Origin of the sequence: Mesorhizobium sp. B2-3-2, from assembly GCF_006442295.1 — a bacterium.
Taxonomy (GTDB): domain Bacteria; phylum Pseudomonadota; class Alphaproteobacteria; order Rhizobiales; family Rhizobiaceae; genus Mesorhizobium.
In genome coordinates this window covers 1-22272 of record NZ_VFWA01000011.1, presented here as the reverse complement: position 1 = coordinate 22272, position 22272 = coordinate 1, and the positions used below count along the sequence as shown (strand labels likewise).

Sequence of the window (22272 nt, the reverse complement as noted above, 5' to 3'; positions counted from 1 at the left end):
CGTTCCATGTCGATGTTACCAATCTCTGTGCATTCCGAATGTGCGCTTGTGTCCTGGCACTTTGGAGCTGTGGCGAGCACAGGACGTATTCTTCACGCGGGACCAGACGGTGCACTCGAAGCCGTCACAGGGCCGCGATGGGCGTTTTCGACAGTGGCCACAAGGGAGGAAATACCAGTGAAAGCATCCTATCTCATCTCAGCCGCGCTGCTTGTGGGGACCGCGATGCCAGCGGCAGCAGCCGAAATTTCCGACGGCAAGGTCAAGATCGGCATCCTCAACGACCAGTCGGGTGTCTATGCCGATTTCGGCGGCAAATGGTCGGTCGAGGCGGCCAAGATGGCTGTCGAGGATTTCGGCGGCAAGGTCCAGAATGCGCCTATCGAGGTCATCAGCGCCGACCACCAGAACAAGCCGGACATCGCCTCCAACATCGCGCGCCAGTGGTACGACACCGAGCAGGTCGACGCCATAATGGAACTGACCACCTCCTCGGTGGCGCTCGCCGTGCAGGGACTTTCCAAGGAAAAGAAGAAGATCGACATCGTCACCGGCGCGGCCGCGACCGACCTGACCGGCAAGCAGTGCTCGCCCTACGGTTTCCATTGGGCGTACGACACCCATTCCCAGGCCGTCGGCACAGGCGGTGCCCTGGTGCAGCAAGGCGGCGACAGCTGGTATTTCATCACCGTCGACTACGCCTTCGGCTATTCGCTCGAGGAGCAGACCGCCAAGCTCGTCAAGGATCGCGGCGGCAAGGTGCTTGGTGAAGTGCGCTATCCGCTCGGCTCGACCGACTACTCATCCTTCCTGCTGCAGGCGCAATCCTCCGGCGCCAAGATCGTCGGCCTTGCCAATGCCGGTCTCGACACTTCCAACTCGATCAAGCAGGCGGCCGAATTCGGCATCGTCGCCGGCGGCCAGCGGCTCGCGGCACTTCTGTTCACGCTGGCCGAAGTGCATGGCCTCGGCCTGCAGGCGGCCCAGGGCGTCGTGCTGACCGAAGGCTTTTACTGGGATCGCGACGACAAGAGCCGCGAGTTCGCCAACCGCTTCTTCAAACGCACCGGCAGGATGCCGAACATGATCCAGGCCGGCACCTATTCGGCGGTGTCGCAGTATCTCAAGGCCATCGACAAGGCCGGCACAGACGAAACCGAAGCGGTGGCCAAGGAATTGCATTCGATGCCGGTCAATGACGTCTTCACCGCCAATGGCAAGGTGCAGGCCGACGGCTCCATGGTGCACGACATGTACCTCTATCAGGTCAAGAAGCCCGAGGAGAGCAAGAAGGATTGGGACTACTATACCTATCTTGCGACCATTCCGGGCGACCAGGCCTTCATGAAGGCCACCGATAGCGGCTGCCCGCTCGTCAGCAAGTGACGACGGCAACCGCCGCGGCCGTCAGGCCTGACGGCGATGGAAACGTGCCGCGGGTGGTGCTTTCCGCCCGCGGCCTCAGGCGCGATTTCGCCGGGTTCGTCGCGGTAAAGGATGTCGATCTCGACGTTCACCACGGCAGGATTCACGCCTTGATTGGACCCAACGGCGCGGGCAAGACGACGATCTTCAACCTTTTGACCAAGTTCCTGCAGCCGACCAGCGGCACGATCGAACTGCTCGGCACCGACATTACCCGGACACCGCCGGCCAAGGTGGCGCGGATGGGCCTCGTGCGCTCGTTCCAGATATCGGCGATCTTTCCGCATCTGAGCGTGCTCGACAATGTGCGGGTCGCGCTGCAGCGGCCAGGCGGGCTGGGCTTCCAGTTCTGGCGTCCGCTTTCGGCGCTCGACCAGCTGACGCCGCGGGCGCGCGAGCTTCTCTGCACGGTCGGCCTCGACGACGCGGCGCACCGGCTCGCCGGCGATCTCTCCTATGGCCGCAAGCGCGTGCTCGAGATCGCCACCACGCTGGCGCTCGATCCAAAGGTGCTGCTGCTCGACGAGCCGATGGCCGGCATGGGGCACGAGGATGTCAGCATGATCTCCGGGATCATCCGCGCCTTGGCCCGCGATCGGGCCGTGCTCATGGTGGAGCACAATCTGACCGTCGTTGCCGATCTTTGCGACTGGATCACCGTGATGCAGCGCGGCAAGGTGCTCGCCGCCGGCGACTATCCGACGGTCAGCCAGGATGAACGCGTCCGGATAGCCTATATGGGAACCGAGCATGAGTGAGCCGCTGCTTGCCGTGCGCGATCTCCATGCCTGGTACGGCGAGGGCCACGCGCTGCACGGCGTCGACCTCGATGTGTTCCGCGGCGAAACCGTGACGCTGCTTGGCCGCAACGGCGTCGGCAAGACCACGACGCTGCGCGCCATCATGGGGCTGATCCGCAAGCGCACCGGCAGTGTCGTCTTCAACGGCAATGATTTGATCGGCCTGCCCTTGCACCGTGTCGCCCACCAAGGCATCGGTTTCGTTCCCGAGGAGCGCGGCATCTTCGCCACGCTGACAGTCGACGAGAACCTGATCCTGCCACCGGTGGTGGCCAAGGGCGGCATGAGCGTCGAAGAGATCTTCGAGCTCTTCCCCAACCTGAAGGAGCGCCGCAACAGCCCGGGCACCAGGCTGTCCGGCGGCGAGCAGCAGATGCTGGCGATCGCCCGCATCCTGAGGACGGGCGTCCGGATGCTGCTCCTCGACGAGCCTACCGAGGGCCTGGCGCCGGTCATCGTGCAGCGCATCGGCGAATTGCTTGCGACGTTGAAGAAGCGCGGCATGACGATCCTGCTCGTGGAGCAGAATTTCCGTTTCGCCGCCCGCATTGCCGACCGCTTCTACCTGATGGAGCACGGCAAGGTGCTGAGCGGGTTTCCTGTCGGCGAACTGGCCGCCCACGACGCTCAACTGCACGAAGTGCTCGGAGTATGATGGCGCCATGACGATGATCTTCGGCATCCCCATCCAGGCCTTTCTGGGGCAGTTGCTGGTCGGGCTGATCAACGGTTCCTTCTACGCGATGCTGAGCCTTGGCCTCGCCGTCATCTTCGGCCTCCTGCGCATCATCAATTTTGCCCACGGCGCGCTCTACATGCTGGGCGCCTTCATCGGCTATCTGCTGCTTGTCCATCTCGGCATCGGCTATTGGCCGGCGCTGATCCTGGTGCCACTCGCCGTCGGGCTGTTCGGCATTGTGGTCGAGCGTGCAGCGCTCTCGCGGCTCTACCAGCTCGACCCTCTCTACGGCCTGCTCTTCACCTTCGGCCTGGCCTTGGTCATCGAGGGCGTCTTCCGCTATTATTACGGCGTCTCGGGAAATCCCTATGCCGTGCCGGCGCTGCTTGCGGGCGGCACCAATCTCGGCTTCATGTTCCTGCCCAACTATCGCGGCTGGGTGGTGCTGGCATCGCTTCTCGTCTGCCTGGGCACATGGCTTTTGATCGAGAAGACCAGGCTTGGTTCCTATCTGCGCGCCGCGACCGAAAATCCAGAACTGGTCCAGGCTTTCGGCGTCAACGTGCCACTGCTTTTGACACTCACCTACGGACTGGGCGCCGCACTTGCCGGGCTTGCCGGAATCCTGGCTGCTCCCGTCTACCAGGTCAGTCCGCTGATGGGATCGGATCTGATCATCGTCGTCTTCGCCGTCGTCGTGGTCGGCGGCATGGGCTCGATCCTGGGCGCCATCGTCACCGGCTACATGCTCGGCCTCGCCGAGGGCCTGACCAAGGTGTTCTATCCCGAGGCGTCGAACCTTGTCGTCTTCGTCATCATGGCGATCGTGCTTCTGCTGCGGCCGGCCGGCCTGTTCGGAAGGGACGCCTGAGATGAGCGAGTTGACGGTTCTCGAAAAGCGCGCCGCGGCCTCCGTGCGGCTGGAACGGGCCCTGGTGGCGCTGGCGGTATTGGCGCTCATCGCCGCGCCGTTCTTCGTCTACCCGTTCTTCCTCATGAAGATGCTGTGCTTTGCGCTGTTTGCCTGCGCCTTCAACCTGTTGCTCGGCTACACCGGCCTGCTGTCCTTCGGCCACGCGACCTTCTTCGGCGGCGCAGCCTATTTCTGCGCGCATGCCGTCAAGGTCTGGGGCTGGCCGCCGGAGGCAGGCATTCTGCTGGGTACCGCCGGCGCGGCGCTGCTCGGTCTGGTCATGGGCTTCTTTGCCATCCGCCGGCAAGGCATCTATTTCGCCATGATCACGCTGGCGCTGGCGCAGATGTTCTTCTTCTTCTGCGTGCAGGCACCGTTCACGCAAGGCGAGGATGGCATCCAGGGCGTTCCGCGCGGCAACCTCTTCGGCATCATCGATTTGAACGCCACGGTCAACATGTACTATGTCGTGCTGGCCATCTTCCTGATCGGCGTCTTCGCGATTTGGCGGATCGTCAACTCGCCCTTCGGCATGATCCTGCGCTCGATCCGCGAGAACGAGAACCGCGCCATCTCGCTCGGCTATTCCGTCGCCCGGTATAAACTCGCCGCTTTCGTCATGTCGGCCGCGCTAGCCGGGCTTGCCGGCGCGGTCAAGGCAATCGTGTTCCAGTTCGCGACGCTGACCGACGTGACATGGCAGATGTCGGGCGAGGTGATCCTGATGTCGCTGCTTGGCGGCATCGGTACCATGGTCGGGCCGGTCGTCGGCGCCGGCTTCGTCGTCGGCCTTGAAAACACACTCGCCACCTCAGGCTTTCCGGTGACCATCGCCACCGGCCTGATATTCATGGTCTGCGTGCTTGTCTTCCGGCGCGGCATCGTCGGCGAATTCCATGCGCGGCTGCCCAGGCCGGCGGACGGTGCAAGTGGTTGATATTCATCCCGTGGCCGATCTCCCTGCTGTCTCCAGCCATGTGGTGGGCAGTCCAGTGAGCAACCGGGAATGCAGCCTGGATGTTTATCGAAGCGCCTGCTTTACAGGCAGGTTTGGTAGCGCTACCGTCGCCATGCCGCGTGACCACATGGAGGTTGGAGGCCGTCGCCGGGAGAGGTCAGCGGTTCCTTCGAAGACGTCGCGGGAATCGTTCGGGAGGAGGATCGATGGCGTCTGTCGCGATTAGCGAGGTTTACAAATCATTCGGGACCACCGAGGTTCTGCACGGCGTCAGCGTGAACATCGACGACGGCGAATTCGTCACGCTGGTCGGGCCGTCGGGTTGCGGGAAATCAACCCTGCTCAGGATGATCGCGGGCCTGGAAAAGATTTCGCGGGGCCATATCGCGATTGGCGAGCGTGTCGTCAACAACGTTGCGCCGAAGGAACGCGACGTCGCCATGGTCTTCCAGAACTATGCGCTGTACCCGCATATGACCGTCGCCGAGAACATGGCGTTCTCGCTCATGCTCAAGGGCGTTTCGAAGGCTGAGAGCGGCGCCGGCGTTCAGCGCGCTGCGGAGATTCTGGGGCTCGTGCCGCTGCTGGCGCGCTATCCCCGCCAGCTTTCCGGCGGACAGCGCCAGCGGGTTGCCATGGGGCGGGCGATCGTGCGCGATCCGGCGGTTTTCCTGTTCGACGAGCCGCTGTCCAATCTTGACGCCAAGCTCAGGGTGCAGATGCGCGCCGAGATCAAGGAACTGCACCAGCGCCTGAAAACCACGACGGTCTATGTCACCCACGACCAGATCGAAGCCATGACCATGGCAGACAAGATCGTGGTCATGCACGATGGCATCGTCGAGCAGATCGGGCCGCCGCTGGAACTCTATGACAGGCCGGACAATCTCTTCGTCGCCAGTTTCATCGGCTCGCCCGCCATGAATTTGCTGCGGGGCGAAATCGCGACGGACGGGTCGCCGTCCTTTCGGGGCGCCGGCGGAATTTCCGTGCCGTTGGACGCAGCATCGTCCGTCAAAGGCGGCGAGCCGGTGGTGCTGGGTATACGGCCCGAGCATTTGCGGCTGTCCGATCAGGGCATTGCGGTCACCATCGCGGTCATCGAGCCGACCGGGTCGGAGGTACAGCTCATCGGCCGGACAGCCGGCGGTGAAGAGATCGTGGCCAACTTCCGGGAACGTCATTCCTTCACGCCGGGCGAAACCATCCGGCTCACCGCCGAACCCGGGCTCATTCATCTCTTCCACGGCGAAACCGGGCAGCGGCTTCAAACGCGCAGCAAGCTGTAGAGACCAAAGGGCAAGAGAAACAAACAGGAGGAACGAGCATGAAATTCACCAGACGTGATGTGATCCGCACGACGGCCGGCGCTGCTGCTGGCGTCTTGGGAAGCCGCTTCGCCGGCTCCCCAGCATTCGCCCAGGAAGGCCTGAAGTACAAGCCGGAGGACGGTGCAAAGCTCAGGCTGCTGCGCTGGTCGCCTTTCGTGCAGGGCGACGAGGACCAGTGGCTGAAAAACACCAAGCGGTTCACCGAAGCGACGGGCGTGGAGGTGCGTGTCGACAAGGAAAGCTGGGAAGACATTCGCCCCAAGGCAGCGGTCGCCGCCAATGTCGGCTCAGGTCCGGATCTGATGTTCGTCTGGTTCGACGACCCGCATCAGTATCCCGACAAGCTGCATGACGTGACGGAACTGGGCGAGTATCTGGGGTCGAAATACGGCGGCTGGCACGACGGACCAAAGCAATATGCAACGCGGGAAGGTAAATTCATCGGCCTGCCGCTGGCCACCATCGGAAATGCCATCGTCTATCGGGAAAGCTGGGTAAAAGAGGCCGGCTTTTCGGAGTTCCCCAAGGACACGAAAGGCTTTCTCGAACTTTGCAAGGCCCTGCAGGCGAAGGGGCATCCGGCCGGCTTCACGCACGGCCATGGTGTCGGCGACGGCAACAACTATGCGCACTGGCTGCTGTGGAGCCATGGCGGCCAGATGGTCGACGAGAGCGGCAAGGTGACGATCAACAGCCCCGAGACCCTCAAGGCGATCGAATACGCGCAGGAACTCTACAAGACTTTTATTCCAGGCACCGAAAGCTGGCTCGACGTCAACAACAATCGCGCCTTCCTGGCTGGCGAACTCAGTGTGATCGCCAATGGCATTTCCGCCTACAACACGGCCAAGATCAACAAGGACAATGATCCGAAGCTGGCGGAAATGGCCAAGGACATACGCACCACCAACCTACCGATCGGCCCTGTCGGCAAATCCGTCGAACTGTTCCAGGTGACCACGGCCGTCATCTTCGACTACACGCCCTACCCCAACGCGGCCAAAGCCTATCTGCAATTCATGTTCGAGGACCCGCAAATGCCGGACTGGATCACCTCCTCGGCGGGTTACTGCTGCCAGACGCTCAAGGCGTTCGACAACAATCCGGTGTGGACAGCCGATCCGAACAATGCCGCTTATGCCAAGGCTTCGGCGACGCTGCGGCCCAACGGCTATGCCGGGCCGCTCGGCTATGCCTCCGCGGCGACCATGGCCGACTATGTCCTGGTCGACATGTTCGCCAAGGCCGTCACGGGACAGGCAACGCCCCAGGAGGCAATGGAAGAGGCGGAGAAGCGCGCAAACCGGTATTACCGCGTTTGATCCATGCCAGCTGAGCCTGGCGGCTCTGCCCCGCGCTATCGGACCCTCCGGAAGCGCGGGGCGGCCGCCAGACCGTTCAACGAGACCTTGCAGGGAGCCCGCCCATGGCCGTGCCGTCCGTCGCCGCTCAGCCGCGTTCCTCGATGCTGTCGCGCCTGGCCGAGAGCAGGAACGCGCTTGGCTTCGGCTTCATGCTGCCGGCAGCGGCATTGCTGCTTGTCTTCCTGACCTATCCGCTCGGGCTTGGCGTCTGGCTCGGCTTCACCGATGCCCGCATCGGCCGTCCCGGCATCTTCATCGGCATCGAGAACTATGAATATCTGTGGAGCGACGCCGTCTTCTGGCTCGCCGTCTTCAATACCCTGCTCTACACCGTCAGCGCCTCGATCCTGAAATTCGCGCTCGGCCTCTGGCTGGCGCTCATCCTCAACCAGAACCTTCCCTTCAAATCGTTCTTCCGCGCGATTGTCCTGCTGCCGTGGGTGGTGCCGACGGTGCTCTCGGCAATCGCCTTCTGGTGGATTTACGATTCGCAGTTCTCGATCCTGTCCTGGGCGCTCCAGCAGATGGGCCTGATCGACCACCGCATCAATTTCCTCGGCGATCCGCAGAACGCACGCGCTTCGGTGATCGCGGCCAATGTCTGGCGCGGCATCCCTTTCGTGGCCATCACGCTGCTTGCCGGCTTGCAGACGATCCCCCAGTCGCTTTACGAGGCCGCCACGCTCGATGGCGCCAACCGCTGGCAATTGTTTCGCCATGTGACGCTGCCGCTGCTCACCCCCATCATCGCCATCACCATGACGTTCTCGGTGCTGTTCACGTTCACGGATTTCCAGCTGATCTATGTGCTGACCCGCGGCGGACCGGTAAATGCCACCCATCTGATGGCGACGCTGTCGTTCCAGCGCGGCATTTCGGGCGGCCAGCTCGGCGAGGGCGCCGCGATCGCGGTCGCCATGATCCCATTCCTCCTTGCCGCGATCCTGTTCAGTTATTTCGGCTTGCAGCGCCGCAAATGGCAGCAGGGGGGCGGAGACTGACATGGCTGCGACCAGGAAGACAAAACAGCCGCAGCTCGACGAAGGCGGCATGGGCTATTTGCAGAGCGTGCCGCGTCGTGTGGTGACGGTCTATCTCCCCCTGCTCGTATTCGTCATCGTGCTCTTGTTCCCGTTCTACTGGATGACGATCACAGCGGTTAAGCCCAATGTCGAAATGACCGACTATGCCAATTTCAACCCGCTTTGGGTCGTGCATCCGACGTTGGAGCACATCCGCTATCTTCTCTTCGAGACGTCCTATCCGGGCTGGCTACTCAACACGATCATCATCTCGACCGCCGCCACTTTCCTGTCGCTGGTGGCGTCGGTTTTCGCGGCCTATGCGATCGAGCGGCTGCGGTTCTCCGGGGCACGGCAGGTCGGCCTCGCGGTGTTCCTCGCCTATCTCGTGCCGCCCTCGATATTGTTCATCCCCTTATCGGTGATGGTGTTCAACCTCGGGCTTTACGACACACCCTTCGCGCTCATCCTCACCTACCCGACCTTCCTGATCCCCTTCTGCACCTGGCTGCTGATGGGTTACTTCCGCTCCATCCCCTTCGAACTGGAAGAATGCGCGCTCATAGACGGGGCAAGCCGCTGGCAGATCCTGAGCAAGATCGTGCTGCCCCTGTCGGTGCCTGGCCTGATCTCGGCGGGCATATTCGCATTCACCCTGTCATGGAACGAATTCATCTATGCCTTGACGTTCATTCAGTCGTCCGAAAACAAGACCGTGCCGGTCGGGGTGCTCACCGAACTCGTCCGCTCCGACGTCTATGAGTGGGGTGCCCTGATGGCGGGCGCGCTGATCGGATCCCTGCCGGTCGTCGTGCTTTATTCGTTCTTCGTCGAGCACTACGTCTCCTCGATGACCGGCGCGGTGAAGGAATAGCGCCGTCCCGATGCCGCGGGCGCTTTTCCTGGAATTGTCCTAGCGCAGTTCACCGTTTCACCGAAACGGCGAACTGCCCTACCTCTTTGTTTTGACGCAATTCCAGACGGAAAACCGTCCACACTTTTCCTGGAATTGCTCTAGCGCAGTTCACCCTTTCACGGAAACGGCGAACTGCTCTACCTCTTTGTTTTGACGCAATTCCGGACGGAAAACCGTCCACACTTTTCCTGGAATTGCTCTAGCCCAGGCTTTTGCCGTAGCGGGCAAAGCTTTCGGCCAGGACGGTCGTGCTCGCACCGGCCCGTTCGGGCCGTTTGTAGATGCCGCCTTCGACGCGGATCGGCTCCTCGAAGTGATCCTTGATCCAAGGGATGTATTCGAGGATCGTGGATGTAGGGTGCCAGTAGCTCAGATGCACATGCACCTGGCTCATCTCGCCTGCATGCGGAACGACGGGAAGCCGATGCGCCAGTGCCAGGTCCGCGACCTGGATGTATTCGGTTATTCCTCCGAGCCGCGTGACGTCCGGCTGGACGTAGGCGACGGCTCCTGCATCGACAAAGGAGCGGAACGCGTCGATCGTGTAGAGCTGCTCGCCGAGCGCGATCGGGATCGATGTATTGCGCGCGAGCGTGGCGTGACTGGCGACGTCGTCATACCAGAGCGGCTCCTCGAACCAGTAGATGTCGAGGTCGCGCGCCAGCGCGCAGAATCGCTGGCAGGTCGGAAGATCCCACTTGCCGTTGCCGTCGATCGCGATCCGGATCCTTGATCCGACACGTTTGCGCACAGCCGCCAGGCGCTCGACGTCGACATTTGGGTCGTCATGGCCGACCTTGATCTTGATGCGCGTGAATCCATCCTCCTCGACGGCTTTCGCGGAACCGCGCAGCAACGTGTCCAGATCGAACGAAATCCAGCCGATATCGGTATTGTAAGCCTCCAGGGCATCGGTGCGCGCGCCACCGAGATAACTCCACAGCGGCAGGCCCGCCCGTTTCGCCTTCAGATCCCACAACGCGATATCGATTGCGGCCAGCGCCAGATGCGTGATGCCGGCCCGACCGACCCATTGAAGCGAAGGATGGCGCGCAAGCCTGGTCCATAGACGCTGATGGTCCGAGGCGTCCTCGCCCAACAGAAGCGGCGCGTAACACTCACCGATGCAGGACGTTATCAGCCGGTCGGAGGCCAGATGGGCATGCGTGCCGGTGAAGCCATAACCTTCCAGCCCATCCGTGGTGACGATCTTCGTACCCACGACACCCCAATGGGTAATGCTGTGGGTCGAGTCCGAAATGGAGTCGGAGGTGAGTGGAAGATGAAGAATAAACGGGCGGACGGAGGCGATTTTCATCTATGATCCCTGGCGGATATGAATTTTGTCAATGAAGGAGCTGTGAGAGGAATTCGCGTGCACGCTGATGCTTCGGGGCTGCGAAGAACTCCTTCGGCGTGGCCTCCTCGAGTATCCGACCCTTGTCCATGAACACGACCCGGTCGGCCACCTGGCTGGCGAAGCCCATTTCGTGCGTCACGCAGATCATCGTCATGCCTTCGGATGCCAGCGAGACCATGGTGTCGAGCACTTCCTTGACCATTTCCGGATCGAGAGCCGAGGTCGGTTCATCGAAGAGCATGATCTTGGGCTGCATGCAGAGCGCGCGAGCGATCGCGACGCGCTGCTGCTGGCCGCCGGAAAGCTGGGACGGATACTTGTCCGCCTGATCTGCGATCCGTACCTTGTGCAACATCTCCAGCGCTCTCTCCGAAGCGTCCTTGCGGGATTTTCCGAGCACGCGGACCGGCGCCAGCGTACAGTTCTCGATCACCTTGAGATGCGGGAAGAGGTTGAACTGCTGGAACACCATGCCGATGTCCCGGCGCGGAACCATACGTCCATGGGACTTCTCGACCAGCGGTTTGCCGTCGATTTCCACCGAGCCTTGCTGCAGGTCTTCCAAGCCGTTGATGCAGCGGATCAAGGTCGACTTGCCTGAGCCCGACGGCCCGCAGACGACAATCTTTTCGCCCTTCGCCACCTCAAGGCTGACGTGATCGAGCGCCTGAAACCCGCCGAACATTTTCACCGCATCGCGCAGTTTCACAAAGGCGCTGCCGTTGGCGTCCATGAACTCCTCCTTGTTGCGAGGTCTGGCTTGTAACCCGAAAGATCGCAATTCGAAAATAAAAAATTTTCTATTTTTAATTTTTCTGTTGCGCCGAACCGGAACCTGATCGATGCTTGGGCCATGAGCATGATCAAGACAACATTGGCCGAGCAGGCCTATCAGGAGCTGCGGTCGCGGATTGTCGGCGGCAGGCTGGCAGGCGGGCAGCGCCTGTTGCCAAACGAATTGGCGGCGGAACTGGGCATCAGTCCCACGCCTGTCAAGGAAGCCTGCCTGCGGCTGGAGGCGGACGGGCTTCTCGTCAATTCCTCGCGGCGCGGCATGGTGGTCCGCAGCTTCAACGAGGAGGCCGTCGAGGAATTATACGCGGCCAGGACACTGCTCGAGAAAGGGGCCGTGGAAGCAGCCTTCGACGCAGGGCGACTCGATGAGGCTCTGCGGGTGAAGCTCCATGACAGCCTGGAAAACCACAGGCGCTTTGCCAAGGGGTCGTCGCTCGACGACCTGGCCAAGGCGCTCTCCCATGACCGCGCCTTCCACAGTTCGCTCGTCGGCGCGGCGGGAATACCGATGATCTCCGAGGCTCATTCCCGCATCGTCGGCCAGACGCATACGGTCTTCGTCTCGATTCCAGGCGACTACAGCCGCTCGGTCGAGGAGCACCAGGATATTCTCGATGCGATCGTCGCCGGCAAGAAGAGCCAGATCCTCGCGGCGCTTCAGCGACATCTCGAGAGAAGCCGGCAGAACACCTTGCGCCAGGTGAAAGTCCTTGCGCGAGCGATCGAACCGAACCTTGTTTAAAGACCGGGGACGAGTGTGGAGTATCTAGATTTTTCCGGGACATTCGCGCGCGGCGACCTGTTCGTGCACGCCGCCATGCTGACCGTCGGCCTGTCGGCCGCCGCGCTGGTTCTGGGCATGTGCGTCGGCATCGTCGGCGCCCTGATGAGACTTTCGAGTTCGAAAGTCCTCTCCTCAATGGCGGCCGCCTATGTGGAAATCATCCGCAACACGCCGTTTCTGGTGCAGATCTACATCATCTATTTCGGCCTGCCCTCGGTCGGCATCCGCATCTCCGAAGTGACGGCGGCCATCCTCTCCCTGACGCTCTACGCGGGCGCCTATATCACCGAGATCGTCCGTGCCGGCATCCAGACGATCGGCAAGGGACAGCGTGAGGCGGCGCACACGCTTGGCATGTCACCGTATCTCACCTTCCGCTATGTCGTTCTGCTGCCGGCGATTTCAGCGATCTTCCCGGCACTGACCAGTCAGTTCATCCTGATCATGCTGGCCTCCAGCGTCGTTTCCGTCATCTCCGTCCCGGAACTGACCGGCGTCGCCAATGATGTGCAGGGCCTGACCTTCCGAAGCCTGGAAGCCTATCTCGTGGTCGCGGCTATCTACCTTGTCCTGACGGCTGCATTCAAAGGCGTCTTCGCGCTGATTGACCGTGCCCTCTTCTCCTTCCGCTTTGCAGGGCGATGACGATGTTCCAGACATTCAATCTCCATCATGTCGGGTTTCTGCTGCAATGTGCGACGTGGACGGTCGTCCTCTCGGGAATTGCGCTTGCAGGCGGCGCCATCGGCGGATCGATTATCGCCCTCATTCGCCTCTCCCGTTTCGCCTGGCTGCGTTGGATCGCGCAGGCCTATATCTATGTCATCCAGGGAACGCCCCTGCTCGTCATTCTCTTCATCGCCTATTTCGGCGTCGCCAATCTCGGCTATGACCTTCCGGCGATCTACGCGGCCGGCCTTGGATTTACGCTCTACAGCAGCGCGTTCCTCGGCGAGATCTGGCGCGGGTCGATCCAGTCGATCAGCAAGGGGCAATGGGAGGCGTCGTTCGTGCTGGCGCTTGGCTGGCGGCACACGATGACCGACGTCATCATCCCGCAGGCGCTTCGCGTCGCCATTCCTCCGACGGTCGGCTTCTCCGTTCAGGTCGTCAAGAACACCGCGCTTGCTTCGGTCGTCGGCTTCATCGAACTGACGAGAGCAGGACAGATCGTCTCCAGCGCCACGTTCCAGCCGCTGCCCGTCTATCTGACGGTCGCGGCCATCTACTTCTGCATCTGCTCCATACTGTCCCATGCCAGCCGCCGCCTGGAGCGCCGCCTGCACCAGGCAGCCAACTGAAGATTCCGGTTCATCACACCAGGGAGGAAAGTATCATGCTACTGAAGAGACTTGCTGTCGGGCTCGCCGCCATGCTGGCGATGATGTTGCCCGCAAAGGCCGAGAGCACGCTGGACGCCATCGTGCAGCGCGGCACGATCAATGTCGGCGTCGGCCTTGGAACGCCGCCTTATGGCCTGATGGACAGCAGCATGCAGCCCGACGGCTATGACGTGTCCGTGGCAAAGGCAATCGCCCGCGATCTCGGCGTCAAGGTCAACATCGTCGACACCACGGCAGCCAACCGCATCCCGAACCTGACTTCGGGCAAGCTCGACATCGTGATCTATTCGTTCTCGATCACCGCCGAGCGCGCCAAGGCCATCGCGTTCACCAACACCTACTATGTCGACCAGCAGGTCTATGTCGGTCCCGCCGACCAGCCGATCACCAAGATCGAGGATCTGGCCGGCAGGAAGATCGGCGTGACGCGGGCCAGCACGAACGACATCGTCATGACCAAAAAGGCCGTCGAAGGCTCACAGATCCAGCGCTATGACGATGACGCGTCGACATCCCAGGCGCTGTTCGCAGGCCAGGTCGAAGGCATCGTGACTAGCGGCGCGCTTGCCCGCGCCGTCGAGGAGCACGACCCGAACCTCAAGAAGCAGTTCGTCGTGGCGCAGGCGCCGATGGGCATAGGCCTGCGCCGCAACGACCCGGACTTCCTGCACTGGCTTAATACCGAACTCTTCATGCTCCAGTCGACAGGTGAGCTGCAGGCCCTGCAGAAAAAATGGATGGGTGTCGAAGTCGACCTGCCCCGCTTCTGAGAATGACCTGGATCCGGGGCTCCCCCGGATCCACACACGCCGCTGCGATCGGTTTATCGAAGGTTTTTCCATGAAAATCACGGATGTGAAGGTGCGCTGCTGCCAGCGCAAACCAGGCGATTTTGCCGCCAGCGCGTTTCGAACCGGGGATTTCGCGAAGTTCGAATTTCTCACCGTCACCATGACGACGGACACCGGGCTCGAGGCAACCGCCTTCGGGTTCGCCGGTCGTTCGGCGGCAGGCGCCGGCAGGCTGATCGCCGACACGCTGCGTCCGTTCTTCATCGGCCGCGACCCGCTCGACCGGGAAAAGGCATGGCACGATTTCCGGGTCGCCGACCGCTGGTGGGGCCATTTGCCGATCTATGCCTACGGACCGTTCGACACCTGCCTCTGGCTGCTGTCGGCCACCGCCGCCGGGCAGCCTCTCTATAAATATCTTGGCGCCTTCCGCGAAAGCGTGCCGGTCTATGGCAGCTCGATGATCCTGTCGGGGCCGCAGGACTATGTGAACGAGGCGCTGCGCGCCAAGGCCGAAGGGTTGCGGGCCTACAAGCTCCATACACCGGGACTCGACCTCGACTACGACATCGACGTCCACCGCCAGGTCCGCGCCGCCGTCGGGCCGGATTTCACGCTGATGTCGGACCCGGTCTCGATGTTCAATCTCGAGCAGTCGATCCGCTTCGGCCGCGAACTGGAACGGCTCGACTTCTACTGGCTGGAAGAGCCTTTATACGACGAGGACGTTCATTCGCTGCGGGAGCTCGCCCGCACCCTCGAAATCCCGCTCGTCGGGACGGAAGTCCTTGCGAAGCACCCTTACAGCATCGCCGAATGCATCTCGACGCGTGTCGTCGATCGCGTTCGGGCAGACGTTTCCTGGACGGGCGGCGTCACAGGCGTCATGAAGACGGCCCGCCTCGCTGAAGCCTTCGGCGTCAATTGCGAGATCCATACCGCCATCTTTCACCCGATGGAGATCGTCAACCTGCATTGCGCCGCGGCGATCAAGAACTGCGACTTCTTCGAAGTGCTCTATCCGATGGAGAACTTCGCCTTCGGCCTCAAACAGCCGCTGCCGATCAAGGACGGCTACGCAACGCCGCCGTCAGCCCCCGGCCTCGGCATCGAGATCGACTGGGACGCCATCGACAACAGCACGATCTGTGAGGTCTGAGCGCCATATGAAAGCTGTTTGCCTCGAGGAACCCGGCAAGATCTCGCTGGTCGAATTGCCCGAACCAAAACCCGGCCCGGGCGAAGTCGCGGTGCGGATGGAGTATGTCGGGTATTGCGGTTCCGACCTGACGTCGTTTCGCGGCCTCAATCCGCTGATCTCCTACCCGCGCGTTCTGGGCCATGAAATCTCCGGCACCATCTCGGCGCTCGGCGACGGCGTCAGCGCGCTTGCGGTCGGCCGGTCCGTGACCATTCTTCCCTATTTCAATTGCGGCAAGTGCCATGCCTGCCGCCTTGGCAGGCCGAACGCCTGCAAGGACAACCGGACGATGGGCGTCCAGCGCGAGGGCGCGATGGCCTCGATCATCGTCGTTCCCGCGGGCAAGGTCATTCCGGTCGAGGGCATGCGCCAGCGGGACCTCGCGCTGATCGAGCCGCTTGCCGTCGGATTCCATGCCGTCCGCCGCTCCGAGCTTTCGGCTGGAGAAACCGTCGTTATACTGGGCTGCGGCGTCATCGGGCTCGGCGCCTTGCTCGGCGCTGTCAGGCGGGGCTCACGCGTTATCGCAGTGGACCTTAGCTCCGACAAACTCGCCATTGCCAAGGCGCTCGGCGCCGCTGACATCATCGATGCGTCGCGCGAAGATGTCCTGGCGCATGTCCTGGAACTGACCAATGGGGACGGTCCGCAGGTCGTCATCGAGGCGGTCGGCGCGGATGCGACCTTTCGGCAGGCGATCGATCTCGTGGCGTCCTGCGGCCGCGTCGTCTATGTCGGCTACGCCAAGAACAAGATCGCCTATGACACCAAGTTCTTCCTGCTCAAGGAGATGGATATCCGCGGGTCACGCGGCTCCGAGATCGCCGATTTCCACGACGTCATCGGCTATCTGAAGCAACATCGGGACGCCGGCGACCGCATCGTCTCACGCGTCGTGCCAATCGAGGAAGCCGGTGCGGCCATGCAAGCCTGGGACAAGAACCCCGGAGGCTTCACCAAGATCGTGATCCGGATCGAAGCGAAGGAAGACGCATGAGAATCAAGGATGTCTTCGGGCTGGAGGGGCAGCATGCGCTGGTGACCGGCGGCGGAAGCGGCCTCGGCCTTGCGATCGCCACCTGTTTCGTCGAAGCCGGCGCCAGGGTGACGATCGTCGGCACCAACGCCGCGAAGCTCGCTTCCGCCTGCGAGACGCTGGGGCCTTCCGCCACGAGCCATGTCTTCGACGTGACCGACACTGCCGGTGCCACGGGTTTCGCCAGCGACGTGGCAAAAAAATTCGGACGCGTCTCGATCCTCGTCAACAATGCCGGCAACACGGTCAAGAAGCCGCTCGGCGAGATGAGCGTCGAGAACTTCAATTCGGTGCTGAACGTCCATGTCGGCGGCGCCTTCGCCCTCTCGCGCGCCTTCCTGCCGCAGGTGACGGAAGCAAAGGGCAGCATTCTTTTCACCGCCTCGATGAGCTCCTTCCTCGGCATTCCCAACGTCATCGGCTATTCGGCCGCGAAAGCCGCCTATGTCGGCATGGTGAGGGCGCTGGCGACCGAACTTGCGCCTAGCGGGGTGCGCGTCAACGGTGTGGCACCAGGCTGGATCGACACCGCGCTTCTACGCCAGGCCACCGCAGCCGATCCGGAAAGGGCGCGCAAGATCAACAGCCGCATTCCCATGGGTCGTTTCGGCGAGGGCGCCGACATCGGCTGGGCCATGACATATCTCGCCTCACGCGCCTCGGCCTATGTGACCGGCCATATACTGGTGGTCGACGGCGGCGCGCTGCACGGCTTCTGACACTATAGTTTTTCGAGGGAGAAAACAGATGACGACCGATACTGACAAGGCGATCTTCGAAGTCATCCGCAAGCAACTCTTCACGGCCGTTGTCGGCGACGTGCTTGATGTAATGGGCCACCGCCGGCAGTTCCTGCCGGCCGGGATCGCGCCGTTGCAGCCGGAGATGAAAGTCATCGGCCGTGCAATGCCGGTGCTGGAGGCGGACGTGTTTTCCGACGGTTCGCCGGATGCGCACGGTCCGCTCGCGAACAAACCGTTCGGCCTCATGATGGAAGCGCTGGACAGCCTGACGGAGAACGATGTCTATATCGCCAGCGGTTCCTCCTTCCGCTACGCGCTGTGGGGCGGGCTGATGTCCACCAGGGCCCAGAAGCTGAAGGCTGCCGGCGCCGTCCTCAACGGGTATATCCGCGACTCCTGGGAAATCGAAAAGCTTGGCTTTTCGGTCTTCTCGCGCGGCATCTATGCCCAGGACCAGGGCCCGCGAGGCAAGGTGATCGACTATGGCTGCCCAATCGAGATCGAAGGCATCCTGGTAACGCCCGGCGACCTGATCTTCGGCGACCGCGAGGGCGTGCTTGTGATCCCGCGCGAGGCGGAAAAGGAAGCGATCGAGCGCGCGCTCGAGAAGGTCAGCACCGAGAATAAGGTCGCAACCGCGATCCGCGGCGGCATGAGCGCCTGCGAAGCCTTCCGTACCTTCGGCGTCATGTGAGCCGGCGATGGACGATCCTCGTCTGCTCCTGCTCTGCGACCAAGACAATGTGCTGGTCGCCTGCCGGCGCATCGAAGCCGGTGAAACCATCATCGTCGGCGGCGAGCCGCACATCCTGGTCAAGACCGTGGAGCTCGGCCACAAGCTGGCGCGGCTGCCGATCGCCCCGGGAGTGAAGGTCGTCAAATACGGCGTCCCGATCGGCTCGGCGACGCAGTCGATCGGACCCGGCGAGCACGTCCATATTCACAATCTGAAGAGCGACTACACCAAAACGCACGTAATAGCGGAGACCGGATCATGACCGGCGAACAGCCCACCATCCTCGGCTACCTCAGGCCGGACGGTCGCAAGGGCATCCGCAACATTGTGGTCGTGGCCTATCTGGTAGAGTGCGCGCATCATGTCGGTCGCGAAATCGTCTCCCATTTCCGCGGCAGGGACGTGCATCTGATCGGCTTTCCAGGCTGCTTTCCCAATCCCTATGCGCAGCGGATGATGGAGCGTCTGTGTACGCATCCCAATGTCGCCGCGGTATTGCTGCTGTCACTGGGATGCGAAAGCTTCAACAAATTCTCGCTCGCCCGCACCGTCGAGGCAAGCGGGCGACCCGTGGCAACGCTGACGATCCAGGAAAACGGCGGCACATTGTCGACGATTTCCGACGGCATCGAATGGGTCGGGCAACGCCTGCAAGAGTTGGGCGCGGTCGCGCGAGTGCCAATGGATGCGAGTGAACTCATCGTCGGCACGATCTGCGGCGGGTCGGACGGCACCAGCGGCATGACCGGCAACCCCGCCGCCGGCCTTGCCTTCGATCGGCTGGTCCGTGCGGGAGCGGCCTGTATTTTCGAGGAGACCGGCGAGCTGATCGGCTGCGAAGAGATCATGGCGAGCCGCGCCGTGACGCCTGAACTCGGCGTCGAGCTGCGCGCCTCCGTGGCAAAGGCAGCGCAATACTACGCGACGTTAGGCTATGGCAGTTTCGCTCCGGGCAATGCCGATGGCGGCCTATCCACCATCGAGGAGAAATCGATGGGTGCTTATGCCAAATCGGGCTCGTCGCCGATTTCGGGCCTCATCAAGCCGGGCGACATTCCTCCTAGCGGCGGGCTCTACCTCATGGATGTCGTGCCGGACGGGGACGTGCGTTTTGGCTTCCCCAACATCTCGGACAATGCCGAGATCGTGGAGCTCATCGCTTCCGGTTGTCACCTCACGCTGTTCGTCACCGGCCGCGGTTCGGTGTCGGGGTCGGCGGTCGCGCCGGTCATAAAGATTTGCGCCAATCCCGAAACATACCGTCGCCTGTCGGGCGACATGGACGTCGATGCCGGACGTATTCTCGAAGGGGCCGCAACCTTGTCGGATGTCGGCGACGAAATCTTCAATCTGGTTCTTGCTGTCGCCAATGGCCATGCGACGAAATCCGAACAACTCGGGCACCGCGAATTCATCCTGACCTACAAGACTTTCGAGCCGATCGGGCCCGCATGCCTGCCGGGCGCACAGCCGAGAGCTGGTCACCGAGGCTGAAGCTGCCGGCGTTTGCCGTGTGCCTGCGAGCGCTGTTTGCGTCTGTGCTGAAGCTGCGCGATCCTTGACCAGCGCAGGAGCAATGCATGGCGGGCCGAACAATCTGGCGACAAGCTCACTCGTTTGTTTGAAGCGCGGCACGCCGAAACGGATTCATGCGAGCCGCTTTAGGTTTTGTTTTGCATGTCGCTACACCGAACCGAGGTTGCTTGGGCAACGTGCATTGGAAACGAGGTGCGCAAAAAAGGGTCGCGGCAAACCAGCATTGGGCTGGCGGCTCGCAACCGCCTCACCCCCATGCGGACAATTCAAATCAGCGGGCCTGCGTCAGCCATACGCCGCTTCCTGATATCGGGGGGAAGCGTCTTCTCGTTTTGGCGAGGGTTCTGTTCCGGGGGCGCGAATGAGCTGCCTGCCTGGTCGGAAAAAAACAGCTTCCAGCGGCCCGGGCGGAACGCTACCCGGCTCTTCTGCGCGGCGGGATGGTCGACGGGCAGCTCGATCTCGACGCGCTGGCGTTCGCCGCCGATCTCGAGTTCCACCCGGCGGGTGCCGGCGACGCGGCGGCTGGCGACCACCGTGCCGGCGATGCAGCCGGAGCAGCCGCTCAGCAATTCGACGTCGTGCGGGCGGAAGTACAGCGTGGCGTTGCCGCTGGCGGCGTCCGGGGCCGACAGCCCGACCGGGCGATCGGCGAGCCAGACCTCGCCATTCTCGACCTTGACCGGAAGCGAGCTCGATTCGCCGATGAAGCCGTAGACGAAAGGCGAGTTCGGCCTGTCATAGATGTCGTCGGCGGTGCCGACCTGCTCGATGCGGCCCTGGCTCATCACCACGACGCGGTCGGCAAGCTCCAGCGCCTCTTCCTGGTCGTGGGTGACGAAGACGGTGGTGTGGCCGGTGGCGTCATGGATGTCGCGCAGCCAGCGGCGCAGTTCCCGGCGCACCTGCGCGTCGAGCGCGCCGAACGGTTCGTCGAGCAGAAGCACTTTGGGTTCGATCGCCATGGCGCGCGCCAGCGCGACGCGCTGGCGCTGGCCGCCGGAAAGCTGCGCCGGATAGCGCTTTTCCAGGCCCGAGAGCTGGACCAGGTCGAGCAGCTCGGAGGCGCGGCGGCGGATCTCCTGCGCCGGCGGCCGCGTCGAGCCCTGCCGGACCTTGAGGCCGAAGCCGATATTGTCCGAGACCGTCATGTGCCGGAACAGCGCGTAGTGCTGGAAGACGAAGCCGACATTGCGCTCCTGGATCGATTTCTGCGAGGCGTCCTCGTCGCCGAAGAAGATCTTGCCGCGCGTCGGCCGCTCCAGCCCGGCAATCAGCCTGAGCAGCGTCGTCTTGCCCGAGCCCGACGGCCCCAGCAATGCGATCAGCTCGCCCGACTTGATGTCGAGCGACACGTCATGGAGCGCGGGAAACCGCTCGAACTCCTTGCGCACATTGGCAACGCGAACTTCCATCAACAGTCCCTTTGTAGTGGCTGCATGTCGTTATCCCAAAACCGGTTGCCACTTTTGGGCGGCATGCTTTGTAGTGGCTGCATGGCGTTATCCCAAAACCGGTTGCCGCTTTTGGGCGACATGCATCAATGTCCACGCGCTGCGGCGATCTCGGCGCCGTAACGCATCTCGAGCAGTGTCTTCAGGACCAGCGTCACCAGCGCCAGGCCGGCCAGCAGCGAGGCGACGGCAAAGGCGCCGACGGCGTTGTATTCATTGTAGAGGATTTCGACATGCAGCGGCATGGTGTTGGTCAGGCCGCGTATATGGCCCGACACCACCGAGACGGCGCCGAACTCGCCCATGGCGCGCGCATTGCACAACAGCACGCCGTAAAGCAGCCCCCATTTGACGTTGGGCAGCGTCACATACCAGAAGGCCTGCCAGCCATTGGCGCCGAGCGACAGCGCGGCCTCCTCGTCGCCATTGCCCTGTTCCTGCATCAGCGGGATCAGCTCGCGGGCCACGAAGGGGAAGGTGACGAAGATGGTGGCCAGCACAATGCCGGGCACGGCGAACAGGATGACGATGCCGTGCGCCTTCAGCCAGGCGCCGAGCAGCCCCTGGGCGCCGAACAGAAGCACGTAGACCAGGCCCGAGATGACCGGCGAGACCGAGAACGGCAGGTCGATCAGCGTGGTCAGGAAGGCCTTGCCCTTGAACTCGAACTTGGCGATCGCCCAGGCGGCCGAGATGCCGAAGACGACATTGAGCGGCACCGAAATCGCCGCCACCAGCAGCGTCAGCCGGATCGCCGAGCGCGTGTCGGGATGGGCAAGCGCCTCGGTGTAGGCGCCGACGCCCTTGGCGAAGGCTTCGTTGAAGACGATGATCAGCGGCAACAGCAGGAAGATGCCGAGGAAGGCGAAGGCGATCGCCATCAGCACGGCCTGCGCCGGGCGGCTTTCGGTCACCGCCGCCGAGCGGCTGTCGTGATGCGGCTCGTAGGATTTGATCTCCGGATCAGCCATAGCGCTTGCGGCTCCATGTCTGCGCCAGGTTGACGACGAGCAGCATGAGGAATGACAAGGCCAGCATGATCGCGGCGATGGCGGTCGCCGCCGGGTAATTGTACTCCTCCAGCC

General features: G+C 62.5%; 23 protein-coding genes and 1 pseudogene. 19 read left to right on the top strand and 5 right to left on the bottom strand.

Features of this window, described 5'->3' with window-relative positions; all coding sequences use genetic code 11:
- The first annotated feature begins 177 nt into the window (after window positions 1–177).
- The 9 genes from FJ964_RS22120 to FJ964_RS22080 all read left to right on the top strand — a co-directional run bounded on the left by FJ964_RS22120 (window position 178) and on the right by FJ964_RS22080 (window position 9366).
- Window positions 178–1386, top strand: a complete 1209-nt coding sequence (locus FJ964_RS22120; RefSeq protein ID WP_140552373.1) for an ABC transporter substrate-binding protein — start codon at window positions 178–180, stop codon at window positions 1384–1386.
- The gene (locus FJ964_RS22115) at window positions 1383–2183 is read left to right on the top strand and encodes an ABC transporter ATP-binding protein (RefSeq protein WP_181172572.1); all 801 of its coding nucleotides are present in this window, start codon (window positions 1383–1385) and stop codon (window positions 2181–2183) included. The genes FJ964_RS22120 and FJ964_RS22115 overlap by 4 nt, the downstream gene beginning before the upstream one ends.
- Window positions 2176–2880, top strand: coding sequence for an ABC transporter ATP-binding protein (locus FJ964_RS22110; protein ID WP_140552372.1), 705 nt, complete (start codon window positions 2176–2178; stop codon window positions 2878–2880). The genes FJ964_RS22115 and FJ964_RS22110 overlap by 8 nt, the downstream gene beginning before the upstream one ends.
- 7 nt (window positions 2881–2887) lie before the next feature.
- Complete coding sequence (locus tag FJ964_RS22105; RefSeq protein WP_140498405.1) at window positions 2888–3775, top strand: branched-chain amino acid ABC transporter permease; 888 nt, start codon at window positions 2888–2890, stop codon at window positions 3773–3775.
- Window position 3776: 1 nt separating this feature from the next.
- Window positions 3777–4754 (top strand): branched-chain amino acid ABC transporter permease, encoded by a 978-nt coding sequence (locus FJ964_RS22100; protein WP_140552371.1) that lies wholly within the window; start codon window positions 3777–3779, stop codon window positions 4752–4754.
- 227 nt (window positions 4755–4981) lie between these two features.
- Window positions 4982–6064, top strand: coding sequence for a sn-glycerol-3-phosphate ABC transporter ATP-binding protein UgpC (gene ugpC / locus FJ964_RS22095; protein ID WP_140552370.1), 1083 nt, complete (start codon window positions 4982–4984; stop codon window positions 6062–6064).
- A gap of 38 nt (window positions 6065–6102) precedes the next feature.
- The gene (locus tag FJ964_RS22090; RefSeq protein WP_140498408.1) at window positions 6103–7428 is read left to right on the top strand and encodes an ABC transporter substrate-binding protein; all 1326 of its coding nucleotides are present in this window, start codon (window positions 6103–6105) and stop codon (window positions 7426–7428) included.
- A 104-nt stretch (window positions 7429–7532) separates the two neighbouring features.
- Window positions 7533–8471 carry a sugar ABC transporter permease gene (locus FJ964_RS22085; RefSeq protein ID WP_140552369.1) on the top strand — a complete coding sequence of 313 codons (939 nt, stop codon included), beginning with the start codon at window positions 7533–7535 and terminating at the stop codon, window positions 8469–8471.
- 1 nt (window position 8472) lies between these two features.
- A complete protein-coding gene (locus FJ964_RS22080; RefSeq protein WP_140498410.1) occupies window positions 8473–9366 on the top strand; it encodes a carbohydrate ABC transporter permease in 894 nt (297 codons plus the stop codon).
- 241 nt (window positions 9367–9607) lie between these two features.
- Here the strand turns inward: FJ964_RS22080 and FJ964_RS22075 are convergent, their stop codons facing one another.
- On the bottom strand, window positions 9608–10726 hold the full coding sequence (locus FJ964_RS22075) for a mandelate racemase/muconate lactonizing enzyme family protein (RefSeq protein WP_140552368.1): 1119 nt from the start codon (window positions 10724–10726) through the stop codon (window positions 9608–9610).
- A gap of 28 nt (window positions 10727–10754) precedes the next feature.
- The gene (locus FJ964_RS22070; protein ID WP_140498412.1) at window positions 10755–11501 is read right to left on the bottom strand and encodes an amino acid ABC transporter ATP-binding protein; all 747 of its coding nucleotides are present in this window, start codon (window positions 11499–11501) and stop codon (window positions 10755–10757) included.
- Window positions 11502–11621: 120 nt separating this feature from the next.
- Here FJ964_RS22070 and FJ964_RS22065 point away from each other — a divergent pair, with 120 nt between their 5' ends.
- From FJ964_RS22065 to FJ964_RS22020, 10 genes are all read left to right on the top strand, one after another.
- Window positions 11622–12305: a GntR family transcriptional regulator gene (locus FJ964_RS22065; RefSeq protein ID WP_140552367.1), complete on the top strand. Its 684-nt coding sequence runs from the start codon at window positions 11622–11624 to the stop codon at window positions 12303–12305.
- 15 nt (window positions 12306–12320) lie between these two features.
- A complete protein-coding gene (locus FJ964_RS22060; protein WP_140552366.1) occupies window positions 12321–12992 on the top strand; it encodes an amino acid ABC transporter permease in 672 nt (223 codons plus the stop codon).
- A complete protein-coding gene (locus FJ964_RS22055; RefSeq protein WP_210243380.1) occupies window positions 12989–13648 on the top strand; it encodes an amino acid ABC transporter permease in 660 nt (219 codons plus the stop codon). The genes FJ964_RS22060 and FJ964_RS22055 overlap by 4 nt, the downstream gene beginning before the upstream one ends.
- A 35-nt stretch (window positions 13649–13683) precedes the next feature.
- Entirely contained in the window at window positions 13684–14460 is a 777-nt protein-coding gene (locus tag FJ964_RS22050; RefSeq protein ID WP_140552364.1) for a transporter substrate-binding domain-containing protein, read from the top strand.
- A gap of 70 nt (window positions 14461–14530) precedes the next feature.
- Window positions 14531–15640: an enolase C-terminal domain-like protein gene (locus tag FJ964_RS22045; RefSeq protein ID WP_140552363.1), complete on the top strand. Its 1110-nt coding sequence runs from the start codon at window positions 14531–14533 to the stop codon at window positions 15638–15640.
- Between the two features lie 7 nt (window positions 15641–15647).
- On the top strand, window positions 15648–16679 hold the full coding sequence (locus FJ964_RS22040) for a zinc-binding alcohol dehydrogenase family protein (RefSeq protein WP_140552362.1): 1032 nt from the start codon (window positions 15648–15650) through the stop codon (window positions 16677–16679).
- Window positions 16676–17437, top strand: a complete 762-nt coding sequence (locus FJ964_RS22035; protein WP_140552361.1) for an SDR family oxidoreductase — start codon at window positions 16676–16678, stop codon at window positions 17435–17437. Before FJ964_RS22040 ends, FJ964_RS22035 begins: the two co-directional genes overlap by 4 nt.
- Before the next feature lie 28 nt (window positions 17438–17465).
- Complete coding sequence (locus FJ964_RS22030) at window positions 17466–18155, top strand: RraA family protein (protein ID WP_140552360.1); 690 nt, start codon at window positions 17466–17468, stop codon at window positions 18153–18155.
- Window positions 18156–18162: 7 nt separating this feature from the next.
- Window positions 18163–18459, top strand: coding sequence for a UxaA family hydrolase (locus FJ964_RS22025; protein WP_140552359.1), 297 nt, complete (start codon window positions 18163–18165; stop codon window positions 18457–18459).
- Window positions 18456–19691: a UxaA family hydrolase gene (locus FJ964_RS22020; protein ID WP_140552358.1), complete on the top strand. Its 1236-nt coding sequence runs from the start codon at window positions 18456–18458 to the stop codon at window positions 19689–19691. Before FJ964_RS22025 ends, FJ964_RS22020 begins: the two co-directional genes overlap by 4 nt.
- 308 nt (window positions 19692–19999) lie before the next feature.
- On the opposite strand, the gene FJ964_RS22015 is transcribed toward FJ964_RS22020, so the two are convergent.
- From FJ964_RS22015 to FJ964_RS22005, 3 genes and pseudogenes are all read right to left on the bottom strand, one after another.
- Complete coding sequence (locus FJ964_RS22015) at window positions 20000–21148, bottom strand: sulfate/molybdate ABC transporter ATP-binding protein (RefSeq protein ID WP_246676209.1); 1149 nt, start codon at window positions 21146–21148, stop codon at window positions 20000–20002.
- A 125-nt stretch (window positions 21149–21273) separates the two neighbouring features.
- Entirely contained in the window at window positions 21274–22158 is an 885-nt protein-coding gene (gene cysW, locus FJ964_RS22010; protein ID WP_140552357.1) for a sulfate ABC transporter permease subunit CysW, read from the bottom strand.
- A pseudogene (locus FJ964_RS22005) lies at window positions 22151–22272 on the bottom strand (molybdate ABC transporter permease subunit); the annotation flags it as partial. The pseudogene FJ964_RS22005 and the gene cysW, both read right to left, overlap by 8 nt.